Annotated in this window: 35 protein-coding genes; 28 read left to right on the top strand and 7 right to left on the bottom strand. The window is 50.0% G+C overall.

The window, feature by feature from the left end:
* Positions 1-248: 248 nt before the first annotated feature.
* From ACFO6W_RS07860 to ACFO6W_RS07835, 6 genes are all read left to right on the top strand, one after another.
* Positions 249-437: a hypothetical protein gene (locus ACFO6W_RS07860; RefSeq protein WP_379995050.1), complete on the top strand. Its 189-nt coding sequence runs from the start codon at positions 249-251 to the stop codon at positions 435-437.
* Positions 438-527: 90 nt separating this feature from the next.
* Positions 528-953, top strand: a complete 426-nt coding sequence (locus tag ACFO6W_RS07855) for a hypothetical protein (protein ID WP_379995048.1) — start codon at positions 528-530, stop codon at positions 951-953.
* 5 nt (positions 954-958) lie between these two features.
* A complete protein-coding gene (locus tag ACFO6W_RS07850; RefSeq protein ID WP_379995046.1) occupies positions 959-1,243 on the top strand; it encodes a hypothetical protein in 285 nt (94 codons plus the stop codon).
* Positions 1,233-1,439: a hypothetical protein gene (locus ACFO6W_RS07845; RefSeq protein ID WP_379995044.1), complete on the top strand. Its 207-nt coding sequence runs from the start codon at positions 1,233-1,235 to the stop codon at positions 1,437-1,439. The genes ACFO6W_RS07850 and ACFO6W_RS07845 overlap by 11 nt, the downstream gene beginning before the upstream one ends.
* Before the next feature lie 12 nt (positions 1,440-1,451).
* Positions 1,452-1,697: a hypothetical protein gene (locus ACFO6W_RS07840; protein WP_379995042.1), complete on the top strand. Its 246-nt coding sequence runs from the start codon at positions 1,452-1,454 to the stop codon at positions 1,695-1,697.
* A complete protein-coding gene (locus tag ACFO6W_RS07835) occupies positions 1,694-1,870 on the top strand; it encodes a hypothetical protein (RefSeq protein ID WP_379994908.1) in 177 nt (58 codons plus the stop codon). The genes ACFO6W_RS07840 and ACFO6W_RS07835 overlap by 4 nt, the downstream gene beginning before the upstream one ends.
* Before the next feature lie 132 nt (positions 1,871-2,002).
* On the opposite strand, the gene ACFO6W_RS07830 is transcribed toward ACFO6W_RS07835, so the two are convergent.
* Complete coding sequence (locus ACFO6W_RS07830; protein WP_379995040.1) at positions 2,003-2,221, bottom strand: hypothetical protein; 219 nt, start codon at positions 2,219-2,221, stop codon at positions 2,003-2,005.
* A gap of 618 nt (positions 2,222-2,839) precedes the next feature.
* Here ACFO6W_RS07830 and ACFO6W_RS07825 point away from each other — a divergent pair.
* The 9 genes from ACFO6W_RS07825 (at position 2,840) to ACFO6W_RS07785 (ending at position 7,936) form a co-directional block, all read left to right on the top strand.
* Entirely contained in the window at positions 2,840-4,369 is a 1,530-nt protein-coding gene (locus ACFO6W_RS07825; RefSeq protein WP_379995038.1) for a DDE-type integrase/transposase/recombinase, read from the top strand.
* Between the two features lie 94 nt (positions 4,370-4,463).
* Positions 4,464-5,408: an AAA family ATPase gene (locus tag ACFO6W_RS07820; RefSeq protein ID WP_379995036.1), complete on the top strand. Its 945-nt coding sequence runs from the start codon at positions 4,464-4,466 to the stop codon at positions 5,406-5,408.
* 49 nt (positions 5,409-5,457) lie between these two features.
* Positions 5,458-5,919: a hypothetical protein gene (locus tag ACFO6W_RS07815; protein ID WP_379995035.1), complete on the top strand. Its 462-nt coding sequence runs from the start codon at positions 5,458-5,460 to the stop codon at positions 5,917-5,919.
* 58 nt (positions 5,920-5,977) lie between these two features.
* On the top strand, positions 5,978-6,193 hold the full coding sequence (locus ACFO6W_RS07810) for a hypothetical protein (RefSeq protein WP_379995033.1): 216 nt from the start codon (positions 5,978-5,980) through the stop codon (positions 6,191-6,193).
* 26 nt (positions 6,194-6,219) lie between these two features.
* Positions 6,220-6,876, top strand: a complete 657-nt coding sequence (locus tag ACFO6W_RS07805; RefSeq protein ID WP_379995031.1) for a DUF3164 family protein — start codon at positions 6,220-6,222, stop codon at positions 6,874-6,876.
* Between the two features lie 2 nt (positions 6,877-6,878).
* Positions 6,879-7,139, top strand: coding sequence for a hypothetical protein (locus tag ACFO6W_RS07800; RefSeq protein ID WP_379995029.1), 261 nt, complete (start codon positions 6,879-6,881; stop codon positions 7,137-7,139).
* Between the two features lie 2 nt (positions 7,140-7,141).
* Complete coding sequence (locus ACFO6W_RS07795; protein ID WP_379995027.1) at positions 7,142-7,390, top strand: hypothetical protein; 249 nt, start codon at positions 7,142-7,144, stop codon at positions 7,388-7,390.
* Positions 7,387-7,770 carry an HAD family hydrolase gene (locus tag ACFO6W_RS07790; protein ID WP_379995025.1) on the top strand — a complete coding sequence of 128 codons (384 nt, stop codon included), beginning with the start codon at positions 7,387-7,389 and terminating at the stop codon, positions 7,768-7,770. The genes ACFO6W_RS07795 and ACFO6W_RS07790 overlap by 4 nt, the downstream gene beginning before the upstream one ends.
* Positions 7,751-7,936, top strand: coding sequence for a hypothetical protein (locus tag ACFO6W_RS07785; RefSeq protein WP_379995023.1), 186 nt, complete (start codon positions 7,751-7,753; stop codon positions 7,934-7,936). Before ACFO6W_RS07790 ends, ACFO6W_RS07785 begins: the two co-directional genes overlap by 20 nt.
* An 80-nt stretch (positions 7,937-8,016) precedes the next feature.
* On the opposite strand, the gene ACFO6W_RS07780 is transcribed toward ACFO6W_RS07785, so the two are convergent.
* The 6 genes from ACFO6W_RS07780 to ACFO6W_RS07755 all read right to left on the bottom strand — a co-directional run bounded on the left by ACFO6W_RS07780 (position 8,017) and on the right by ACFO6W_RS07755 (position 13,936).
* Entirely contained in the window at positions 8,017-8,571 is a 555-nt protein-coding gene (locus ACFO6W_RS07780) for a hypothetical protein (RefSeq protein ID WP_379995022.1), read from the bottom strand.
* 158 nt (positions 8,572-8,729) lie between these two features.
* Positions 8,730-9,893, bottom strand: a complete 1,164-nt coding sequence (locus ACFO6W_RS07775; protein WP_379995020.1) for a phage minor head protein — start codon at positions 9,891-9,893, stop codon at positions 8,730-8,732.
* A 158-nt stretch (positions 9,894-10,051) separates the two neighbouring features.
* Positions 10,052-11,353, bottom strand: coding sequence for a phage portal protein family protein (locus ACFO6W_RS07770; protein ID WP_379995018.1), 1,302 nt, complete (start codon positions 11,351-11,353; stop codon positions 10,052-10,054).
* A gap of 20 nt (positions 11,354-11,373) precedes the next feature.
* Positions 11,374-11,790, bottom strand: a complete 417-nt coding sequence (locus tag ACFO6W_RS07765) for a phage protein Gp36 family protein (RefSeq protein ID WP_379995016.1) — start codon at positions 11,788-11,790, stop codon at positions 11,374-11,376.
* 99 nt (positions 11,791-11,889) lie between these two features.
* On the bottom strand, positions 11,890-13,476 hold the full coding sequence (gene terL, locus ACFO6W_RS07760) for a phage terminase large subunit (RefSeq protein WP_379995014.1): 1,587 nt from the start codon (positions 13,474-13,476) through the stop codon (positions 11,890-11,892).
* Positions 13,477-13,480: 4 nt separating this feature from the next.
* Positions 13,481-13,936, bottom strand: a complete 456-nt coding sequence (locus tag ACFO6W_RS07755) for a helix-turn-helix domain-containing protein (RefSeq protein ID WP_379995012.1) — start codon at positions 13,934-13,936, stop codon at positions 13,481-13,483.
* A gap of 122 nt (positions 13,937-14,058) precedes the next feature.
* On the opposite strand from ACFO6W_RS07755, the gene ACFO6W_RS07750 reads away from it, so the two are divergent.
* The 13 genes from ACFO6W_RS07750 to ACFO6W_RS07690 all read left to right on the top strand — a co-directional run.
* Positions 14,059-15,120: a head maturation protease, ClpP-related gene (locus ACFO6W_RS07750; RefSeq protein ID WP_379995010.1), complete on the top strand. Its 1,062-nt coding sequence runs from the start codon at positions 14,059-14,061 to the stop codon at positions 15,118-15,120.
* 158 nt (positions 15,121-15,278) lie between these two features.
* Positions 15,279-16,196 (top strand): hypothetical protein, encoded by a 918-nt coding sequence (locus tag ACFO6W_RS07745; RefSeq protein ID WP_379995008.1) that lies wholly within the window; start codon positions 15,279-15,281, stop codon positions 16,194-16,196.
* A 40-nt stretch (positions 16,197-16,236) separates the two neighbouring features.
* Positions 16,237-16,464, top strand: coding sequence for a hypothetical protein (locus tag ACFO6W_RS07740; RefSeq protein WP_379995006.1), 228 nt, complete (start codon positions 16,237-16,239; stop codon positions 16,462-16,464).
* Entirely contained in the window at positions 16,364-17,704 is a 1,341-nt protein-coding gene (locus tag ACFO6W_RS07735) for a DUF2586 family protein (RefSeq protein WP_379995004.1), read from the top strand. The genes ACFO6W_RS07740 and ACFO6W_RS07735 overlap by 101 nt, the downstream gene beginning before the upstream one ends.
* Positions 17,701-18,117 (top strand): hypothetical protein, encoded by a 417-nt coding sequence (locus ACFO6W_RS07730; protein ID WP_379995002.1) that lies wholly within the window; start codon positions 17,701-17,703, stop codon positions 18,115-18,117. The genes ACFO6W_RS07735 and ACFO6W_RS07730 overlap by 4 nt, the downstream gene beginning before the upstream one ends.
* Positions 18,118-18,188: 71 nt before the next feature.
* Positions 18,189-18,521, top strand: coding sequence for a hypothetical protein (locus ACFO6W_RS07725; protein WP_379995001.1), 333 nt, complete (start codon positions 18,189-18,191; stop codon positions 18,519-18,521).
* Entirely contained in the window at positions 18,461-18,715 is a 255-nt protein-coding gene (locus ACFO6W_RS07720) for a hypothetical protein (RefSeq protein ID WP_379994999.1), read from the top strand. Before ACFO6W_RS07725 ends, ACFO6W_RS07720 begins: the two co-directional genes overlap by 61 nt.
* On the top strand, positions 18,712-19,359 hold the full coding sequence (locus ACFO6W_RS07715) for a DUF6046 domain-containing protein (RefSeq protein ID WP_379994997.1): 648 nt from the start codon (positions 18,712-18,714) through the stop codon (positions 19,357-19,359). Before ACFO6W_RS07720 ends, ACFO6W_RS07715 begins: the two co-directional genes overlap by 4 nt.
* 1 nt (position 19,360) lies before the next feature.
* Positions 19,361-20,338: a hypothetical protein gene (locus ACFO6W_RS07710; protein ID WP_379994995.1), complete on the top strand. Its 978-nt coding sequence runs from the start codon at positions 19,361-19,363 to the stop codon at positions 20,336-20,338.
* A 56-nt stretch (positions 20,339-20,394) separates the two neighbouring features.
* Positions 20,395-20,850: a hypothetical protein gene (locus ACFO6W_RS07705; protein ID WP_379994993.1), complete on the top strand. Its 456-nt coding sequence runs from the start codon at positions 20,395-20,397 to the stop codon at positions 20,848-20,850.
* Positions 20,847-21,158, top strand: a complete 312-nt coding sequence (locus ACFO6W_RS07700; protein WP_379994991.1) for a hypothetical protein — start codon at positions 20,847-20,849, stop codon at positions 21,156-21,158. The genes ACFO6W_RS07705 and ACFO6W_RS07700 overlap by 4 nt, the downstream gene beginning before the upstream one ends.
* 12 nt (positions 21,159-21,170) lie before the next feature.
* Positions 21,171-21,398: a hypothetical protein gene (locus ACFO6W_RS07695; protein WP_379994989.1), complete on the top strand. Its 228-nt coding sequence runs from the start codon at positions 21,171-21,173 to the stop codon at positions 21,396-21,398.
* Positions 21,385-21,889, top strand: a 505-nt coding sequence (locus tag ACFO6W_RS07690) for a glycoside hydrolase family 108 protein (protein WP_379994987.1), incomplete at its 3' end; no start/stop codon positions are given. The genes ACFO6W_RS07695 and ACFO6W_RS07690, both read left to right, overlap by 14 nt.

Raw genomic sequence — 21,889 nt, 5'->3', positions numbered from 1 at the left:
GGCCCTCTCGTGCGCTTTCCTTATCAATTCGTTTTTATCAGATTCGGGAAGATTCTCAATAATTATTTCACAGAGGGCTTGAGTGTAGCGAAGGTGTTTAATGATCCAGTCTAATTTTTCTTGAAATTCATCCATAATGATTAATAATTGAAAGTTTAGTAGCAACAAAATTAATCATTTTTCCAGATAGGCAAGCACCGGTGTTCGAGCCACCGGCTGGAGCAAAGAATTTTTAAATTTTTATACATATGGAAAGATACCAGCAAAAAGAAACGACAAAGAAAGTACCGCGTCACGGGTATATCAATGACCTGGCGCGGCTATGCGGGTGCTGCCGGCAGACGGTAAGCAAAGCCCTGTTTGAAAATGCCAAAGGCGAGAAAGCCGATTTTGTGCGGAAGATGTACCGGACGAATTATAAACAATGTGCCGATTAGCTAATGTGCCGATATGCCAATTTAAAAAGCTATCGGCCATTAGCTAACAGCTATTAGCTTAAACAATTTACTAATCAATAATTAAAGATTATGGGAGTACCACAATGGAATATTAAAGAAAGACGCTTGCTTCGCAAGTATTACCCGGATGTGAACACGTTGAAGGGTTTAATTAATAAATCGCCCTATCTAATAGAAAAAAAGGCGACAGAACTGGAATTGCCGGGCAGTAAACAGTTAGCAGTAAACAGTAAAAGCACAAGGGGCGGGGATCACCGTAGCCCGGGATACAGGAACGCGGCAGGCGGCTCGTGTGTATATAACCCGAAGCGGCGGAGCGTGAAGGACATAGAGAGCGATCTCGCGCAGATAGAGCAATGCATAGCCACAGGTGTGGATATGGAGCACTGGAACGGGCTGGTAAATAAATACAACGCCCTGCAATACGAATACAGCCGCGCCCTGGAGGCGGAAGGCTGTAAGGAACCGAAACGCAAAAATAGAATCAAAGCCTGAAAGACATGGAAAGAATGACAGTTAACGGCCACTATGTAAGCCAGTACAGGAAGAACATCACCAAGTTTGCACAAGGCCTGAAGGATAAGGCCGTATCCATGCTGGAGGAAGGCAAGAGCCTGAAAGAAATCTACGATGCCCTGAACCCTGATATCCGTGCCAAAGCAAACGGCATATACGCAAGCTACCGCGCTGCCTGCGAATGGGCCAAATATGATGCCCTGTACATACGCAACGCCAACGGCGACTATACGATAATAACCATAATACCTGTAAGCCATGAGAGCTAAACTGATCATAGCCGGCTGGTTGCTGGCATTAATGCTGACGACATACAAAGGCGTAGACCTGAGGGTATGGGGGGGGGATTATCGCCCTGATGGGTGTAATGACATACCTGATGAACAGGTACTGGCGGGAAGTGGCCAGGGAGGTGATAAGGATGGAGCGACGGGTGATGGCGATCTGCAAGAAATTGACAACTAAATAATTGATATTATGTACAACGAGAAACGATTTTTACTACCCCAAAGCCCTAACAGCATGGCGTGTTACCATGCCAAGATAGACGCTGACGGCAAGATGAAGCTGACTATCCACGACTGTAACAACTCGATCAGGTTGCATAATGACCTGAGCGCTGTGTCCGGAGTTCGCGAGGCACTCGACAAGCTGGCAGCACTGGAGGCAGGTATAGCAGACCTGAAGATGTATATTATTGACAATCAAAATAGATGGCTATGAAAACAAAAGACTTAAAGCCGGGAAAGGATTACCTGTATAACGGCAACAGCGTGCTGGTAAAGGTAAGGTATAACGGGAATTGCAAAGAGGGGCATTCCTTCACGGAAAGGGGCAGGAAAGGTGAGACGCATAGCCTGAGCGCTAAGGAGGTGGATGCGTATATAGAATCATAATCATAAAGCCGGTAAGTATGAAAAGTATAATAAAAAAACACGCCTATAAAGCCGGAGAATTGCTTATTGTGGATTTCCGGTTTATAGGCATTGTGGTGTACAGGAGAGAACTCCCTTTTGAATTATTCAAGGTTATAGACCCTCATTCTTTTCTAAATGGACGGTAATAACCAAATCGGTCGCTTTAGCTGTTCCGTTGACGCCATAAGGAGTAACGAACATCTGCTTCACACGCCAGCCTTTGGCAAGATGGCTGTCTATCTCGGGAAATGGCACAATAAAGGCGCTAGGTTCCTTGTTATCAAGGCTTCCGATACTCAAATCCGATTTTTCGGTAATGATTTTCTCCATAATGATTAATTTTTTTGAATTAGACAGCGCAAAGTTAATCATTTTCCCGATAGGCAAGCACCGGTGTTCGAGCCACCGGCGGGAACAAAAAAGTAAAAACAGCATATGCCGGAGTACAACAGAAATATACTTTGTGTGACAGTGGACGAGCTGGTCGGTTGCGGGATAAGTGATCGTACAATTGGCGATGGTTTGTTACGCCAGCGTCAGGGCCTGGTCTACTGCTGGCCTCACCATAAGGAGGGGCGCAAGGTGTACCTGCATTACGACGGGCTGAAAGATATTTACAAAAACCTTATAAAATCGCTGGTCTGCGGGGATGTGGAGCCTGCCTTATGGATCAGGAACCGCGAGGCCGAGAAGCTGGCGCGCGAACTCGACACGCTGTGCAGCAACCTTAACCATATGGTGGAGGTAAGCCCCGAAGAGGTGAAGGCGCTGAGCGATAGCAAGCTGTTCACCCCGCAGGATGTGCAGCGCATCGCCCGCGCCGCCGGATGGCTAAGGCTGTGGCGGCGCATGACGGTAAAGACCGCCCGGGGCTATGGCTTTGCTTCGGTGACCGAGTTGCAGGCGGAAGTGTTTAAACGCTGTTTAAACGAGCAGAAAGCGGGCTTTGTGAAGTTTCCGAAGCCGATAAACAGCGAACGGACGCTCGACCGCAAGGCGCGGGAATATGAGAAGCAAGGCCTTGATTGCCTGATCGGCGGCTACTTCGGGAATGCGAACCGGGAGGCCATAAAAGGCGCGGTACATGCCAAGCTGATGGAGCTGGCCGGCAGTCCGTTGAAATTCTCTTTCGAGGATATAGGGCTGTTTTATAACTCATGGGCGCAGGAAAAGGGCTTACCGCTGCTGACAGTCTCGGCCATCAAGCAACACCTGAACAGGCCGATGCATGAGCGCGTGTGGTCGTATGCGCGACACGGAAAAGTATATTCCGACCTGAAATTCCAGCCGCAGATAGAACGCGAACTCCCAAGCCGCCCGGACGCCCTGTGGTCGCTGGACGGTACGTCGATGCAGTTGTATTATAAAGACGCGAACGGCAAGATAAAATCGGATTTGTACGTGTATTTCGTGGCCGATGTGCATAGCTCCGCGATCCTGGGCTACTCGGTGGCGTTCTCGGAAAGTACCGGGATGATCGCCGAAGCCCTGAAGATGGCAATCGACAAGTACGGTTACAAACCCTACCAGTTGCAGTACGATGCAGGGAAAGCCAATGTGAGCGACGCGATGCAGGGCGTAATGTCAAATATGAGCCGCGTACACTTCCCCTGTATGCCGAATTCGGGAAACCACAAGTATATAGAAACATATATCGGCCATTTCCAGCAGCGTGTATTGAGGCTGTACGAGGAATTCAAGGGCGGAAACATAAACACACGTTCGGAAAACTCGAAGGCGAACCCGGAACTGCTCGCCAGGCTGAAAAAAGAAAACCGGTTTAAGACTGAAAGCGATATTATCTCCCTGTTTGACGAGGCTGTAAGCAAATGGAACGAACGGGGCGAGAAACGCAACAAATACGGACAGTTTACCGGGGAGTCGAAGATCGCACGGTATATGAAACCGCATGCCGACCGCGTGGAACTGAACTACTTCGAGAAAATCAGCCTGTTTATGGGCCAACTGAAACAACCCTACGAATACAAACAGCAAGGTATCACCATTACGCTGGGCGGTGTGAAAAGAAATTACATCGTTCCCGACGCGGACAGTATCGGCGACTTTATGTTTAATGGGCTGTACGTAGGTGAGCAATTTAATGTTCGTATCAATCCGCTCTCCCCGGACTTTATCACGCTGTACCAGAAAAACAAGCTGGTAGCCACGGCGCACGAGAAAGATAAATTCGCCGCCTGTGCGGCTGATATGAAGCTAAGGCCGGGAGACGCCGCAAAGATCAGGCAGTTTATCGCCAAGCAGGAACAATATGGTTATGAACATGCCATGAAAGAGATGGAACGCCAGCGTGAGATACTGTTTAAACAGGATTTAAAAGCTACCGGCACGGACGGTTTCGGATGGCAGGATATGCCTAAAAAGGAATGGAACGACGTGCAGGGATCGGCGGAAGATACCCGCAACGGAATGGCGGACGAAACAATCGACGCACGGCGGGCGGCCCTGATGGGAATGTGATTAATATGCCGATGTGCCAATTTAAAAAAAAGCTATTGGCTATTAGCTAACAGCTATTAGCTTAAATAATTTACTAATTTTTAAATAAAAAAATATGGAGGTAACAGCGCAAATAAAGCAAAAAGTAGTAGACGCCCTGCTTCAGGATATGAAGGAACGCGGCTATGATTCACAGAACAAGTATGCCAGGTATATCAAAAACCTGCTCAATATCCCTTTCGACAAAGCGGCCCTGTCGCAGATAAAGAAAGAGGATAAACGCAATGTGATAAAAGACGCCACCTGGCTGACGCTCGCCGGATATTTCAACCTGCTGGGCGACGGACACTGGCAAACGGCTCGGACACATGCGTACGAGACTATGACGGCATACCTGGAGATGTGCAAGAACCACGGCGTGTGGCGTACCGTGTGCGACCATGCCAGCCTGGGAAAGACATACTCCGCCGAGCAGTTTGCCAAAAGGAATAAAGGCTCGGTATTTTACATAAAATGCTCTGATTGCGAGACGAAACCGGAATTTATAAAAGCCCTGGCCATGCAGTTCGGTATCGAGCGGCGCAGTTCGCTGCGGCAGATGTGGGTAGACGCGACAAACGAACTGCTATTGATAAAAGACCCGTTGCTGATACTGGATGAATTCGGGGACACGCACGACCAGATAATCACCCTGATGAAGTCGCTGTATAACAAGGCCGACCGGGGCGACCATTTGTCGCTGGGCGTGCTGCACATCGGCGCCGACAACCTGATGAAGCGCATGGATGACGGGCTGCGCCTGAGAAAGCCGAGTTACGCGGAATATTTCAGCCGCACGGGCAGCGAGTTCCTGACGCTCAACTACCAGAGTGCGAAGCTGTCGAAAATAGAGAACCAGGCCCGCATGAACCTGATCCTGAACTCCGATATAGAGAAAATAACCGACCTGAACCTACCCGAAACGCTGCTGAGCCACCGGGAGGAAATTATCGACCAGGCATTTAAGAAGCGCAACCTGAGGATAATAAGGGATAAGATAGGGATATTAAGCTCATTATAATGTGCCGATTAGTAAATATGCCAATGTGGCAATTAAAAAAAATGTAATTATGAGCGATTTTGCAAAGTTTTACGCCCTTTTGAAGCAATTGCCTTACGCGGACAAGGAAGAGATCGTACTGTCGTACAGCGGAAAAAGAACGGCCTCCCTGCGTGAATTTAAGCGCGTGGATGCTACAGGCTTCCGGTATATGCTGGCCGACCTGGAACGTAAAGCGGCCCCTCCCCAACCCTCCCCGGAGGTGAGGGAGCAGGCTGACGCGGAGACAGAGGTAAAGAAACGTAAATACCGCAGCCTGATACTGCGTGCCATGCAGGAACAGGGCGTTACGGTAAAAAACCGGGACTGGTCGGAGGTGAACAACTTTGTGGTACGGTATGCCGGCGAGGGCAAGACGCTCAAAAACATGAGCCTGGAGGAACTGAAGAAATTCAGCCGCCAGGTACATAAGTTACTGGAGTGGCATAACAATAAGCGCCAGGAGATGCTTATAAAGGCGATAATGAACTAATAAAAAAGCGATGGCCTCAGGTTACAACAGATATAATATATTACTTAAAATAAAGGATGTGAACGAGATATACCTCCGGTATGAGAAGAACTGGCCGGTGGACTATATCTACCGGAATTATATCTATCCCCGGCACTTTATCTCCAGGTCGACATTCTATGATTACCTGGGTACGCCATACAAAAAAGAACTGGCGGAAATAGAAGCGCGCCGGGCCAAAGAAGAAACAGAAAAGAAAAGGCAAAAAAGCCTGTTTGACGATGATGATTTTTAGAGTATTGACCAAATAAATTTTAAGTTATGAGTGAAAAATTAATAGACGTGTCCATGTTGACACAGGAGCAAAAGGACGCGCTCCTGCACGAGTTGCAAAGCGACAGGAATACCCGGATGCAAAAGCGCAGGGAAGCGTACGAAACATTGAAGGCTGATTTTGTGAAGTCGATATCCGCCCGGATATTGACAATGTCGGACGACGTGAAAGCCCTGTTTGACTTTGTGGTGAAAGAATGCGGGGTATTTTATGAGGTGATGAAGGAATACGCCCAGTTGCGCAATGAAGGCCAACTGAATTATAAAGTAGAACACGATAATTTTAAAATCGAAGTAAAATCCAATAAAGTGAAAGGTTTTGATGAGCGTGCCAATGTGGCCGCCTCCCGCCTGATCGAGTTTCTCCAGGGCTGGATAGATGGCTCCGACCGGGGCACGGATGATCCGATGTACCAGTTGGCAATGACGTTGCTGGAGCGTAACAGGTACGGGGATTTCGATTATAAGTCGATCAGCAAGCTGTACGACATGGAACAGAAGTTTAACAACGCCGAGTACAGCGACATCATGCAGTTGTTCAAGGAATCGAACACAATAGAGGGCACAGCGACGAACTTTTATTTCTCACAAAAGGATACGTTGGGTGTATGGCGTAAGATAGAAATTAACTTCAACAGGTTATAATCATGGGTAACATTAAATGTATCACATTCGACCGGGAGGCACAGGAAGCCCTGCCGGAACATATTAAGGCGAAGATGAAAGCGGACAGGGAAAAGGCCCGGGCCGAAGCTGATCAGGAATTACGGGAGGCGGCTTTGCCCCTTATTAAGTTCCTGAATGAGAAACATCACCCGCATGCGATAGCGATAGTGTCTGTCGATAGCGTGGAAATTATGGAAGGCGTCTGTATAGTTAATAATATTAATGATTTTATAAACGATTGATTATGGCAAAGAAAGAATTATGCGTGCGCCTGATCGTGGACGAGTGCCACGTAAGTATGGCGGCCTCGATGCTGGGCTTAACGCTTAGCCCGGAGGAACAGGATAAGAAGTTTTACAACCGCGATGAGCCGCTGGCGGTAGACGTCAGCGAGATGAGCGACGGCGACAAAGAGTCGGAGATGGGTATGACAATGGCATTCGCCCTGTTTGTTATTGCGAAGGACGCCGAAAAAGAAGAGAACAACGGATGATTATCGCAATAGATTTTGACGGAACGCTGCACACAGGGGAATGGCCGGGTATCGGCGCGCCCGCTCCTTGTGCGGCTGATGTGATGCAGGCGCTGAAAGATAAAGGGCATTACCTTATCGTCTGGACGTGCCGCGAGGGTGACGCGCAACGCGACGCCGTTAACTGGCTGCTGGAAAATAATATCCCTTTCGACAGGGTGAACGATAACAACCCTGCGCAAACGGAGATACACAACGCTAACTCCCGCAAAATATCGGCACATCTGTATATAGATGACAAGCAGGTGGGCGGATTGCCATCCTGGCCGGATATATTGGATTATGTGGAAAAATTGGAAGCAGATTATAAACAGTTGCAACATGGAAAGGAAAGTACGTGATATAATCTACAGGCTTCGCAAATCGGGGGGGGTGAAAATCAACACCGAGACGCGGACTATTTTCTACGAATACCAGAACGAGGCCGATATAAATAAGATGCACCGGAAGGCGGTTGAGCGACTGTGTAAAGAATTCGGGTTCGTGAGGCAGGCGGAGATAGTTTAATGTGCTAATTAGTAAATATGCCAATGTGCCAATGGCGCTAGGCGGGATAAAAAAAGGTGAGCAGATCTGCTCACCTTTTTTTATGGTATGTCGAACGTAAGGCGTTCTTTGATATTGCCTACGATCGGAATGTCTTCTATCGTGCCGTCGACATAGCGTCGCGCGCCTGTGATCTTCCGGCTGATGGTGCACTCGAATGTAAGAATATGATAGTTGAAATAGTCGGTCGATTGCGGGCGCTCATGCCTCAGGATCAGTTGTGAGGTTTCTTCCGTGGCAATACCTTCGAGGATATTGACACAAGTCTCGTAATAGTTGATCTTTTTGCAATCGTCAGGAAGCCCGGATATGTTCGTTGTGTTCTCCATCGCGTCGGTAACGACATGCGCTTCCAACGTAAGCGTACCTATCCTTAACGAGCCGTTGCGCTCCCAGGCTATGGAGTAGTCGATAAACAGCGCCGGGCATTTAAACCCCTCGAACTGGTCAGGCATTTCGGGTTGGCTGTCGAACAGGTCTATCAGTACCGGCGGCTCGGCGTCGATCTGCCGGAACAGGGATTTGTCCGGGTTATTGTCGTACAGGTTATTCTCTTTTTCAAAGGCCGAGAGTATGGCCTTGTATAAAATTTTCATAATATCAATGTGTTAATATGCCAATATGAAAATGTGCCAATTACGCAAGTAATAATAATTTTCACATTTTCGAATTTGCTAATTAAAAAATATTCTTACCTTTGTCATGTCGGGGATGCGTCCCGGACGCTCCTAAGCGGGAAGGTAACTTGTTTATCTTACCGCTTTTGTATTTCCGGGCGTTCATATTTATGCGTCTTACCGTCGTTTATAATGATAATACGTTTTACATTCAGCCTGTCGTCGTGATCCCATTGCCCCTTGATAAACATATCTATATAGCCTTCCGTTAATACTTCCTTTGTTTTGATCACAACAATATCAGCCTGCCTGGATGCATCAAGTACACGTTTAGACATATTGGCTTTTCCCGATTCCTTAAATTCCGCCGGCTCGCCGCCTATAAAGCTATCCGGGCATTTTGCAGGATGTTCCCTCACATACTCCTCGCCGTAATACTTTTTTCTGAGGTCGATCTCTTTCTCGTGTAGCCGGGGCAATAGCTTAATATCCTTCTCTCCGTTTCCGGCCAGTATCTCCGCGATGGCGCGGTTTTCTTCCGCTTCCGGCTCATGTTGCAGCATCGCGTGTTCTTCGTACCCGTCGCGCGTCCTGTATGCGTAATCCTCCGGAAGGTACTGCATAGCCCGGCGCAGTACATCTTTGGGCACACCCTCGTAATAGGGGTGATTCTTTGGGAACAGTAGGCCATTTTCGGCCAGATTGGTTTTGAACATCGGCGGCACTTGCGGCAGATGCACCGGTAAGCCCGTTTCGGCCGCGTCGCTGTCCGGTTCCTGTAATGCCTCGCAACGGCAGCGGAAGCCATTAGGCGGGTAGTAGGTCTGCCAGAACACATCCTTGATATGCCTTACAATACCGTCCAGAAGCCTGTGTTCCGCACGTACGCGGTTATCGCCTACGGTTTCGTATCGCAACATCGGGAAGAGGTCGGCCTCCCGGTTGTATTCCACCCAGCGAGCCGCCGCCGTCGCCGAAGCCACGGCCGTATAATATTCCGTCTGCAACCACTCCCGGTTATACTTATACCCGAGCGCGTCCACTGCCTCCATGAAGTCGCCCGGCTCGCGCAGGTTGCCTTCGCCGTCGCGCAGTGCCAGCGTGATGTCGCGCAGTTGCTGGTAGCTTTTAGCAGCAGAAAACTGGAATACATTTTCCGTAAGCTTCTCCAGCATCAGGTGATCCGGTGTATCCCAGTCGACGGCAATGTCTCCGTAACCCTCGCTCAGGGCGTCGGTCAGTTCACCGGCAGTACCCTGCACCAGTTCCGGGGAATACACCCCGTGTTTCGACTTATACACCTCGTCGGCCAGTTGCCGGATAAGGTCTTCGAAGTCGTCGCCGCCGTCGAACTCATCCGCAGGAATAAACCCGCCGCAGCACGGGCAGGGCTCGTATAACTTCCGCACTGTATTATCTATTATCCCGGGGGCAAACGCGGCGGCCTTATCGTTTGCCCCTACCGGAAATTTGCCGAAAACCCGCCGCCGTGCGCTTTCGGCTTCTTTTCATTCGCCCCTGGCTCCGGAGGATTCGGCGCGGCCTGTTTCTTCAGCCCCGTTATCGGCATGTTGAACGTTTTGCTTATCCATTCTACAGGGACGTCGAAGTAAGATATTGCGTCTGATACGATTTGCCAGTGAGCCTCGACAGATAATTCGAACGTGTCGTTGTGTACGAATTTATCCGTATCCGGGTTCACGGCATGTCCCCAGCGCTGCATAATGGGTATCAGTTGGCCGTTGACAATATATTCAATCATCAGCTTGTCCCGCGCGGCGATCTTCTCGTTCAGGTTGCGCTCGTGTACTTCCGACTGACTGCGCGACGATCCGTCGCTGGTCAGCATGGTACCGCCTATCATCGGCTTGCTGATCTCGGTGTTAATACGCTCTATCTGCATGTCGTAGACCTTGTACGAATCGCCCCCGGTAAACTGCTCTATCTTGATCGTCGTACCCTCCGGCAGTACCGCCCTGGCTGCCTCTCCCAGTGTGTCCAACATATCCTGTATATGCTGTATATCGCTATCGGATATTTTATTTGTTGTCGCTGTAATCAGCGGCTGTCCGTATTTCTCTGTATATTCCGCCCAGGACTGCTGGGCGTTCCGCTTCCATATCAGCTGGCCGCACAGGTCGGCCATCAGGCCCAGGCTGTCATTCTTGCCGGCCTGGATGATGCGCCCGGCATACAGGCCTGACCGGTAATCGATATACTTGCTGCCTGACGCCTCCAGGAATACGCGCCCTGTATCCGCCTGGACGTTCCGCCGCGGGACGACCTCGAAGTCCAGCGACAGCGGGTTGGTGAGTTCCAATATAGTGACGCCTTTAAATATGCAGTCGAGCAGGTCGGCGCGGAGGCTGTAAAACCATTCTTCGCGAAACAGGTCTGTCTTTTCATTGTTCACGGCGCCTGTACTCCGGTCGATAATGGAGAACTCGGCGCAGAGCGTGGCCGCCTTGCGCAGCTCGCGCTCCGATATGAAGTGCCCGTCCGATTCCAGGTTGTCGTACAAATCCTGTAACAGGTAGGCGCGGGGGTCGTCAGGATTCCTGATTGCTGCCATCGCCTGCTGCCACTTCTTTATTTCGGCACGCTGGCGGTCTTTGAATTCGCCTATAATCTTCGCTACTATCGTTTTGTCGGCGGATAATTTACGGGCGTTTTGCTGAACGTTCGGCAACGCTGCCATAGGATTACCCCATTTGTCGATTAAAATAGGGTTTAAACGGTCTTTAAACGGCTTATTATTCATGTTTCATCACTCATTACTCATTAATACTTGTTATCATTAGGTTTGTACAGCGACCATATCTTGAAGGGCCCCCTGTAGTCTTCGTCGGGTACGGGTGGCAGGTCGGTCGGGTTGGTGCCGTTGCCTACGTCGCGGAGCCATTCCAGGGCGTTGTCGTACCTGATCTGCCTGTATTCCGGTATCTGGCGCGGCGACTTCTGCGCGTACAGGTGATAGATCGCGATATCGATCGTTATCATCACAATATAGGCGTCGCGGTCGTCGTCCGTCTTGTTGAATACGCTGGCCATGTCGTAGCGGCCGGCCAGGCGCTTATTTATTTCACCTATCGCGTACTTTTCCGCCTGGCGTAAGCGGTGCTTATCGTCGGAGCCGTCCAGCAGCTTCAGCACGTCAGCCTGTGCCTGTACGTCGTAATCTTCGTCTGTTATGAACATAATTAATTAGTTAATATGAAAATGTGCCAATGTGCCAATGTCTTTTTGTCGCTCTGCGCCAATTGGCATATTTACTAATTGGCATATTTACACATTAGGTTAGTATCTATTTTTCGACCTCGATATAATATCCTTTCTGGAAGTCGTCCTTACACCCTTATTCGCCTTGTCGGATTTTTCGGACTTGTTCAGCTTGCTTATCGCGCCCTGTACGGCGTCGGCTCCGTCGTCATGCGCGCCGCTGCCTTTCTCGAATGCCAGGAACTGGTCTATCAGGGTTGTCTGGTCGAGGTAATCCTGTTCCTTTACGTTGAAAATAACGTGGTGCCGCTCGAAGTGCCCGCTGATACTCTCTATACGGTCGAACTTATCCGCCTTGCCGCGCTTGTCGGCCGTGACGGGGATATAATAACCCCGGCTGTCACCCTCTATATCGAAATCGTTTATAAAGTCATCCATCGCAAAAAGCCCCTCTATCATGTACTGGATATTGAAGCGCTCCAGCTTCTTGTCCTCATACAGGTTGTACAGCCATTCGGCGCATTTGGCGCGGCTTCCCTGCCTCAGGTAGGTGTGTATGATGTGGAACTCGCGCCCTGTACGACCGACCAGAACCAGCGCCTTGAAGTCGCCGGTATCCTTGTAGGACAAGTCGCCGTAAAAACAGAGCGCGTCGTATTTGTCAAGCCGGCATATCTCGCCGAATACCATATCTTCCTGTTTGAATATCGCCCCGTCCTGTATATGGGCGTGCATATACTCGCGCATGAAGGAACGGTAAGGCGTGGAATTGAATTTTTTGCGCCAATATTCCGCCGATGTCTTTTCTTTCCATGCCGGCTCGAATGTCGCCAGGTCTTTAACGGCCTTCACCGTGCTGATATGGAATATATCCTCCTCGCCCTCTTCCCTGGCCCGCTGCTTGAATTCGAGGAATATCTTCTTCAGGCGGTTGGTGATACTATTCTTGTTGGTGTTGTTATTGGCATGGATATACCGCTCGGTAGCATTATCGGCAGCATCGAAACAGCCCATAACGTCCTCTGTTATGTAATCGACCGATTCGCGCATGATACGGTCGTTGTTCATGTGTTTTTTTGTATCCACGTCATCGGTGGTGATATAGTCGGGGCGTTCGCCGTCTTCGCGTGATCCGCGCGGGTCTTGACCGAAGCCCAACGCCATAAAGCGCACGCCGTCGACAGTGGCAAAGTCACCGTCCGCCCACTCGCCGTACTGGTACCGTGCGCCGTAATCGTTTATAAGCCGCTTGTTATACTGCAACTGCCCCTGTATGGAAGAAAGCAGTTTCTTTGCTTTCGGGGAGGTCGCCCCTATTATCAGCATGAATTTAAGGTCGTGCTTTACAAAATACAGATACAGGGGTATCCCCATATTGATATGCACCGACTTGGCCGCCGAACGGTACCATTCGGCCAGGACGCGGCAGCGCTTGTGCTTCACGATATACCTGGCAAGCGCCTTATGGAAGGGGGCGCATTTCGATTTGGCAAAATTGGGGAAATAATACTCGAACCATTTCGCGTAATCGCTTTCCAGGTCGTTTATACGCTTTATCTTTTCCTGTACGCTTTCCTGCTTCCTGATCTCGGTAGCCAGGGCGACACGCAGACAATGCTTTTCGTAGTCCTGGATTATTCTTTCATATTTACCCGATGCGGCCATGATTTTATGATTCTAAAGCAATTAAATGTTGCAGGAACTGTTTGTTATACTCGAGGTCTTCGATTGCCCTTTCCGGGGCCACCTCCGCCATAAAGTTGTCGCGCATCTGCAATACGGACATGGCGATACGCGGGTTTACAGACTTATCCAGCCTGTCGATCGCCGCCATGAATTTCGATAACTGGTCGGCGTTTACATTCGAGGTTTCACCCTTTACGATCTTGTAGGATTCTTCCATCAACAGCTCTTTGAGTTTTACCGGGGTTAACTGGATTTCCTTTTTCCTGTCGTCCCACGGTTTTTCACCTGTTCGCCCTTTCTTCCAGTTCGAGACTGTTTGCTCCGATACGTCCAATATTTCCGCGATCTCCCGCCCCGTTTTATTGAGCCTGATATAATAGTCCTCGGCGATCTCCCTGAGGCGTTCGAGTTCCTGTTTCGGTCTGTTTTTCTTTGCCATACATCCTGTTTTTGATTCAAAATTGCATCTTAAACCGCACGCATGTAAATAAGTGTCCAACCGTTGGACACTTATTTTTACTAAAGGTGTAGCTTCTTTTCCTTTGCTGAAAAATCGAACGAATGGCAAAACAAGTATTAAAGCTTTACGGCAATATATGGCAATGGGGCGATAACTCGGCCGAGGCGTTTATCGCCCGGCTGAATTATGCGGTGAGCTTCAGGCCGGAGGTAATCGAACTGCATATACATTGCAATGGCGGCGGGGTACTGGAAGGTATTGCGATCCACAACGCGATAAAAGCCTGTGAAATCCCCGTAGATGCCTATATCGACGGCGTGTGCGCCTCGATGGCTACTATCATAATGCTGGCCTGCCGCAATATCTACATGGCCGACAACGCCTTCCTGATGATACACGCCCCGAACGGATATGCGGAGGGTACAAGCAAGGATTTTGTACGCACAGCGAGGCTGTTACGGTCTATGGAAGCGAATTTCCGCGCCGCCTATATGGCCAAAACGGGTAAAACGGAAGCGGAGGTCGCCGCCTGGATGGATGGCGAGAACTGGTTCTCGGCAAAAGAGGCGATGGACGAAAAACTGATAAACGGTATTATACCGTCGGTGGATCAGTCCACCGTGCAGAAGGAAGAAATAAAAACGCTTACGCCTGCCGGATTACTACAGCGTTATGCGGCACTGGCAAAAGAGAAGGTTCAACCAATTAATAAGAATAAAATGGATAAAGAAGCATTAATCAAAAAGTACGGCCTGAAAACAGTGACGGCCGAAAATTCCGAAGATGAAATCTATGAGGCGATCGCCAACGAATCGAAGGCGAAAGCCGAGGCGTCCTTGCAGGCTGAGCGCGAAAAGCAGGTAACAGCCGTGATAGAGGCGGCGAAAGGGCCTAAAAAACTGACTAAGGAACAGGCGGAAACATTTACCCGGATCGGCAATACGCTCGGCATGCAGGCTCTTCAGACAGCCCTCGACGCAGTCATGCCGCCTCTGACAATCGGGAAGGTGATTAAGAATCAGGGCGGTGATTCCCAGGCGACAGGCCGCGAAGGCTGGACATGGGATGATTACCAGAAGAATGACAGCGCCGCGTTGGAGGCCCTCGAAAAATCAGATCAGGAAACCTTTCGCGCGCTGTATGAAGCGAAGTACGGGAAGTAATTAACAGTTAACAATTAAAAATTAAAAAAATGAGAATCAAAATTTTAGCTCTTATATTGGCCGTGCTGGCCAATACGGTTATTGGCACTGCGGCCGCGTGCGCCGCCGGCATACCGCCGGTATACGGCATACTGGGGATGAATGCTGTCGGCCTGGCCATGTCGTTCGTGCCGATGCCGTCGGGTGTACGCGCCGGCGTGTATGTGGAAGTATGGACAGGTAAGGTTGTAGAGAGGTTTACGTACATCGAACAGGGAAGCTTCCTGGACGGGGTGCCGGATTTCAGCAGGTATGTGGATAACGACGTCATACACCTGGTAGATGTCACAGGCGACCCGACGGTATTAATAGACAATACAACCTACCCGCTGACAATAGAGAACCTGCCGGACGGCGACATCGCTATTTCGCTGCATAAATTCGAAACTAATCCTACGCGCATCACCGATGATGAATTGTATGCTCTCAGCTACGATAAGATACAGGTGGCCAAAGACCGCCACGCGGACAAGCTGGGCGAGGCGCACCTCGATAAGGCGATACATGCATTCGCCCCGGTCAGCGCCACAGCGGATACCCCTATCGTGTATACCAGTGGCAGTGCTATAGACGGGCGCAAGGCCCTGAGGCGTGAAGACCTGATCGCCCTGAAGAGGAAGCTGGACAAATTGAAGGTTCCAAAAACGGGGCGTCGCCTGGTGCTGTGCTCCGACCACGTTAATGACCTGCTGGAACTGGATCAGAAATTCAAAGATCAGTACCACAATTACGAGAGCGGCAAGATCATGAAGGCTTACGGCTTCGAAATATACGAGTTCGTCAACTGCCCGCTGTTCGACCAGACAGGCAATAAGAAGTCGTTCGGTTCGGTTCCTGCCGCCGGCGATTACGAGGCCTCCGTATTCTTCTACGTGCCGCGCATGTTCAAGGCCAAAGGTACGACCAAGATGTATTACAGCGAATCGAAAACCGACCCGGTAAACAAACAGAACCTGATATCATTTACGAATCGTTTTGTCGCATTGCCTCAGAAGAGGGAACAGGCCAGTGGGGCCATTGTGACAAAAACAGCTTAGGTAAAACATTTGCTAATTTTCAAATATTCAAATTAAAAACATGGCAACAGCAAAGAAAAAAGAGGTCGCGGAAGACCTGAAGTCGATAGCAAAAAAAATAGCTGAAACAAATGGCGTCGCTACCGTATACGTGAACTCCAGAGGCGAGTTTTTTACGAATAAAAACTATGCTCTCAACTCCGAGAAGGGTAAGGAGCAGAATATTAAGACGTTCTCCTTCGAAAATTCCGCCGATCCGGAAGAGGACAAAACCGACGACGATGAGTAACAGGGTTATTATCAATAAAGGCAAGGTTGGCATTTCCATCCTGGGCGGATATGAAAAAATATCCGCCCTGGTGGGAGCTTACGGCGCGATCTCCGGTCCCTCCGGTGAACTGGCTCCGGGCATAGCGGTACAGTTCCGCAATGCCGAAGAGGCAGAAGGCTACGGGGTGTCCGGCAATGCACTGTTGCAACGCCATATCTCCGAATACTTCCGCGTCGCGGCAGTAGGCGGAGGCGGTGCCAGCCTGTATGTACTGAACCTGGACAACAGCGGCGGCACGTTTGCCGACCTGGTGAACGATGATGCCGTCAGGCAGATGGTCGCGACGGCGGACGGGCAGATATTCAATATCGCTTTCGACTGCATCCCGGCAGCGGCTACGCTTGTCGACGGGCTGAATATAGAAACATTGCCGGCGATGAAGGCGGCGCAGGCCTTTGCCGACTGGTGCTGGGATACGAACAGGCCATTGCATTGTGTTGTCTCCGGTAGCGGGTACGGCGGCCCGGCAGCGGCGGCCCTCGACCTGAGGGCGATAACCGAGAGCGGCGCGGCGGTGGAACTTTCGCAGGTATCACTCTGTATAGGTCAGGATTGGGATTTTGCCGATGCGTTGCCTGATGCACAGAAGAAGTACGCTGATGTAGGCACATTGCTTGGCTGTATGGCCGCACAGCCTGTCAGTTATAATATAGGCGAGGTGCAGACCATGTCGCTGACCAATGCGCCGCGCGGTGTATGGCTCAACGCGGCGCTTTGCTCGCATGAGAAAATCAGGGATGTGGAAGCGCAGCTCGACACGCTGAACGCGAAAGGCTATATCTATGGCGAATATTACAGCGGGCAGGTGGTCTTCAATGATGATCATGTATGCGCGCCTGTGAAGATCGACGCCGAGGGCAATATGAACGAACATACGATGGCGTTGTCCCGGACAAACGCGAAGGTGAAGCGGGAACTGTACAAGGTTTACCTGCCGAAGATAAAATCGACCGTACCGGTAGACCCGGACAGCGGGAAGCTGGGAACAGGTATGCTGAAGTATTTCGAAGGTATCGGCAACGATGTGTTCGGACGCTTACAAAATGCTGCTGAGATCAGCGGCGGGATAACGACCGTAGACCCGGAGAGCAATCTCCTGTACGGCGACAAGGAGCTGAAGGTATTTTATGACTGGGTACCGATGGGTACCATCAGCCGGATAAAGGGAACTGTAAACATTAAAAGGGCGCTGCAATGAGAATAATAAAGAACGGAAAGGCTTACGACGGCGCGGATGCCATCTTTACCGCGTTGGGGCAGATATGGGACGAGGTTGTGGAATTCAGCTACAACATCACCCGCGAACACCAGCTTAACCATACCATCGGCGCGCACAAGCCTACCTCGTGGAGCATGGGAAAAGAAAGCTACGAGGGCAGCCTCACGCTGATGATGAATCAGGCGGTATCGCTTGAAAAAGCCGTACCCGGAGGTGAGCTGATCAACATCAAGCCTTTTGATGTGAACATCACCTTCGCGGATGATTACAACGAGCTGATCAATGACACGGTCGTTTGCAAGTTTGCCAGCCAGGGACGCACCGTAAATACCGAGATGGGGCTGGCGCAACAGTACGATATGTTCGTGCTGGAAATAAAACCAAATAATTAGTAAGTAATTAAAAATTAAAAATTAAGAATTGCTCGTAACTCGTTTACTTGTAACTCGTAACTAAAAAAAGTATGAAAAATAATTTGCCGGAAGGCGTAACCCCCGAAATGATAAAGGCCTGGAAAGAGCAATACGGCCCCGATAAGGTAAAACTGGCGACACTGGCGCCTGAAGTTCCGGAAAAGACAAAAGACGTCGTGGTACGCGTGCCCGACCGCCAGACTTACAACCAGTATGATAAATGGGTAGGCACCGACCCGGGAAAGGCAAAGGATATCCTTATCAACGCCTGCCTGTTGTCGAACAAGGAAGAGGTGAAGGCTGACGACGTGCTGTACTTCTCGTGCTACTGGGCGCTGAGCGAACTGCTCCCTTTGCACAAAGCTATTGTCGGGGACTTGTAGAAGTCTTTCCGCCGCTGATCGACAATAGCAATAAAGACTATATCCGTAAATGGGACGCCCTGATAGCCTACTTCTTCAAGATACAGTTCCCGGAGGAACTGACCGACGAGCAGTGGGCCGAAAGGGTCAAACAACTGGAGTGGCTGGCAAAGCGGGGTATTTTAGGTATGCAGCATAAAAAAGGCTTGATATGAGGTATGTAATTGATATTTTCAACCGGTTCCAGAGCGCTTACGGCGTCATCGGGGCTAACGCGCAGGGTTTTGTAAACCATGCGCTGTTCGCCGCCGGTGTGGCGTATAATGATGCAAAGTACCAGCGTCAGAGCGCCTCACGACCTTATGAGGGTATCCGCACGTATGAAAACCTCGATTACAACTTCGCCGACATGGAACTAAAGTACCAGGATCGCATATTGAAATTTACGTACGGCTCGCTGCTGGAAGATACCGACGGGGTTATCGCCCCGCCGCCGGTAGTGAGATTCAGGCGCGGCAAGAACATAGGGGAAACGACGATCGACGACGGCGACACCGATTCGGAGATCGCCGAGTTCTTCTCCCTCAAAAACTACGAGATAGATATCCAGGGCTTGCTCATCGACATGAACGAACACCGTTACCCACAATCGAAAGTAAAGGAGCTTACCGGGTTTTTTGAGATAAACGACATCATCAAGGTGGTGTCGCCATTGTTTCAGGATCTGAAGATCAATTCGATCTACTTCCGCGATATGCCGGTATTCGAACCGCTCGAAGGGTTCCCCGATACTGTACGGTATTCATTGCAGGCCAAGAGCATCAAGCCTGCCGAGTTTTCAATCATTAACGGAAAATAACATGGGATTGTATCTGAGGCTTAACAGCAGGCTGACTATCACGAATACGGAAACCAAACAAGGCATCCGGTTCGACCATATCGCGGCAGCGGATATCCGCCAGTCGGTGAATACCACCGGCGACACGGCCGAGGTCACTATCCCGCGACGCTATGGGAAGCTGAAAGACCAGGAGGTGCTTCAGTATATCAAGCCGGGATATGCCGTATCGCTCGAACTTGGTTACAACGGTGAGTATAACAATGAGTTTAGCGGCTTTGTGCGGGAAGTGGGAAGCGGACATCCGCTGAAACTATACCTGGACGACGCCTTTTACAAGCTCCGTAAAAACAGTTTCAATAAGTCATGGAAAAGCATCACGCTGCGGCAACTCCTGAAGGAGATCGCGCCGGGCTACAAGATAGAATGTCCGGACGTAAACCTGGGAGCCTTCCAGGCCGACAACGAAAGTACATTAGTTCTTTTGCAGAAGCTGAAAAACTCGCCTTACGGTTTCTCTTCCTTTCTAAAAAGCGACACGCTTTACTGTCAGTTTACCTACGATGTGCGTGGACTTGGCCGGAGCCATACGTATGATTTTTCGAAGAACGTCAAGAAATCGGGCCTTACATTCCGTCGCAAGGAGGATTTCAAGATACGCATACAGGCAATCTCGAATCTGGATACCGGCAAGAAAATAAAGATTGAAGTAGGCAATAAGGAGAAGGAGGCCAGCATCCGCTCGCTGAACTTCCGGAACAAAACAGAGAAGGAACTGCGCGAGCTGGCGCTGAAGGAACTCGACAGGCTTGTGTTCGATGGCTTCGAGGGTACGGTAACCGGTTTCGGCTATCCCCGCGTAACGGCCGGCGACACGCTGGACATCGTATCGCCCAGGCAGCCGGAGCAAAACGGCAGCTACCTGGTAGAATCGGTTAATATCCGCTACGGGAACCCGTATTTTGAAAGAGTATGTACACTTAAATACAAAATAAAATGAGTGCGGAAGCTGCATTCCTGGAATTATTCAAAAAGCTGATGCCGGAAGCGGCGACAGTGACGATCGGCACCGTAGAGAGTGTCGACCGGGAAAACCGGACATGCGATGTAGAACGTGATGGACAGCCGACGCTGTTTAAATGCCGTTTAAACGCGGTTATAGACACACTCGGCAGCTATGTGGCAGCAATTCCCCGCGTCGGTTCTTATGTGCTCTGTCTGACGCTCGATGACCCTGCCAATTGCCTGGTGATCGCCATGTCTGAGCCTGACGAAGTGGCTGTTAAGATCAATAATACGACTGCTGTGATTACAAGCGATGATATTACATTGAATGGCGGTGCGCTGGGCGGATTGGTGAAGGTTAGCGAGCTGACGGCAAAATTAAACGAGCTGGTGACAACATTCAATTTACATACGCACGCGGTAGCCGGAACAACAGCATCACCGACGCCTAACCAGGCCGCGTCATTCAGCCGGGGTGATTACGAAAATTTAAAAGTAAAGCAATGAAAGGCATTCTATTAAACGAGGCAACAGGCGATCTGGATATTAACGTTATCCGGGACGCGGACGGCAGGATATTGTCGGGCCTGACGCCTGGAGATACCGATTATCAGAACATCCGGCTGTTGATGCTCTCGGATAAGGGCGACTTTAAAGAACAACCCGTGCTGGGCGTAGGCGCGGAGAAGTACCTGAAAAGTACCGGACGAGAGAACGACCTGCGGCGCGAGATAGCCGTACAACTGGATGCGACAGGCTACGGTAGCGCGGATGTGACGGTAGCCGCAGACGGGATAATAGAAATCAATATTTAAAAGGATATGTATATGAAACTAAAAGTACAACTAAGCATCTCGGTATTTCTCATTATCGTGGGCTGCGGATTACTGATCGCCGGGTTCTGCGTGCCGCCGCGGGGCGTGATCGATAATTCCGTATTGATCGCGTTCGGCGAGATACTGACATTCGTAGGGACAGTGTTCGGTATAGATTATTCATACCGGGCGAAAATATTTAATAACGAAAACAAAGACAAAGAAAATGGCAAAGATTAAATTACTGATTCCGATTATCAATCGCTGGAGCGGCGGTTATGTAAATCACCCCAACGATAAAGGCGGCCCTACAAACAGGGATGTCACCTTAGCTACTTACACAGCATACAGGAAGAAAAAAGGATTTCCGGTGCCAACCATCGAGGATCTTAAGAACATGACCGATGAAGAATGGGGCGATATCCTTAAGCCGATGTTCTGGGACAAGTGGCGGGCTGATGAGATAAATAACCAAGCAATCGCAAATCTTGTAGTCGACTGGTACTGGGGTTCCGGCGTCTACGGCATCAAATACCCTCAACAGGTATTGGGTGTCGTCGCCGATGGTATTGTAGGCCCTAAGACACTGGACGCTATAAACAAATACCCCAACCAGTCGGAGCTGTTTAAAAAACTATGGCTGCGCAGGAAACAGCATTTCGAAAATATTGCGGAAAAAGACCCGACGCAAAGGGTATTCCTGAAAGGCTGGCTGAACAGGTTGAATGACT

This window comes from Dysgonomonas termitidis (assembly GCF_042654545.1).
Taxonomy (GTDB): Bacteria; Bacteroidota; Bacteroidia; order Bacteroidales; family Dysgonomonadaceae; genus Dysgonomonas; species Dysgonomonas termitidis.
This window is presented reverse-complemented; position numbering and strand designations above follow the sequence as displayed.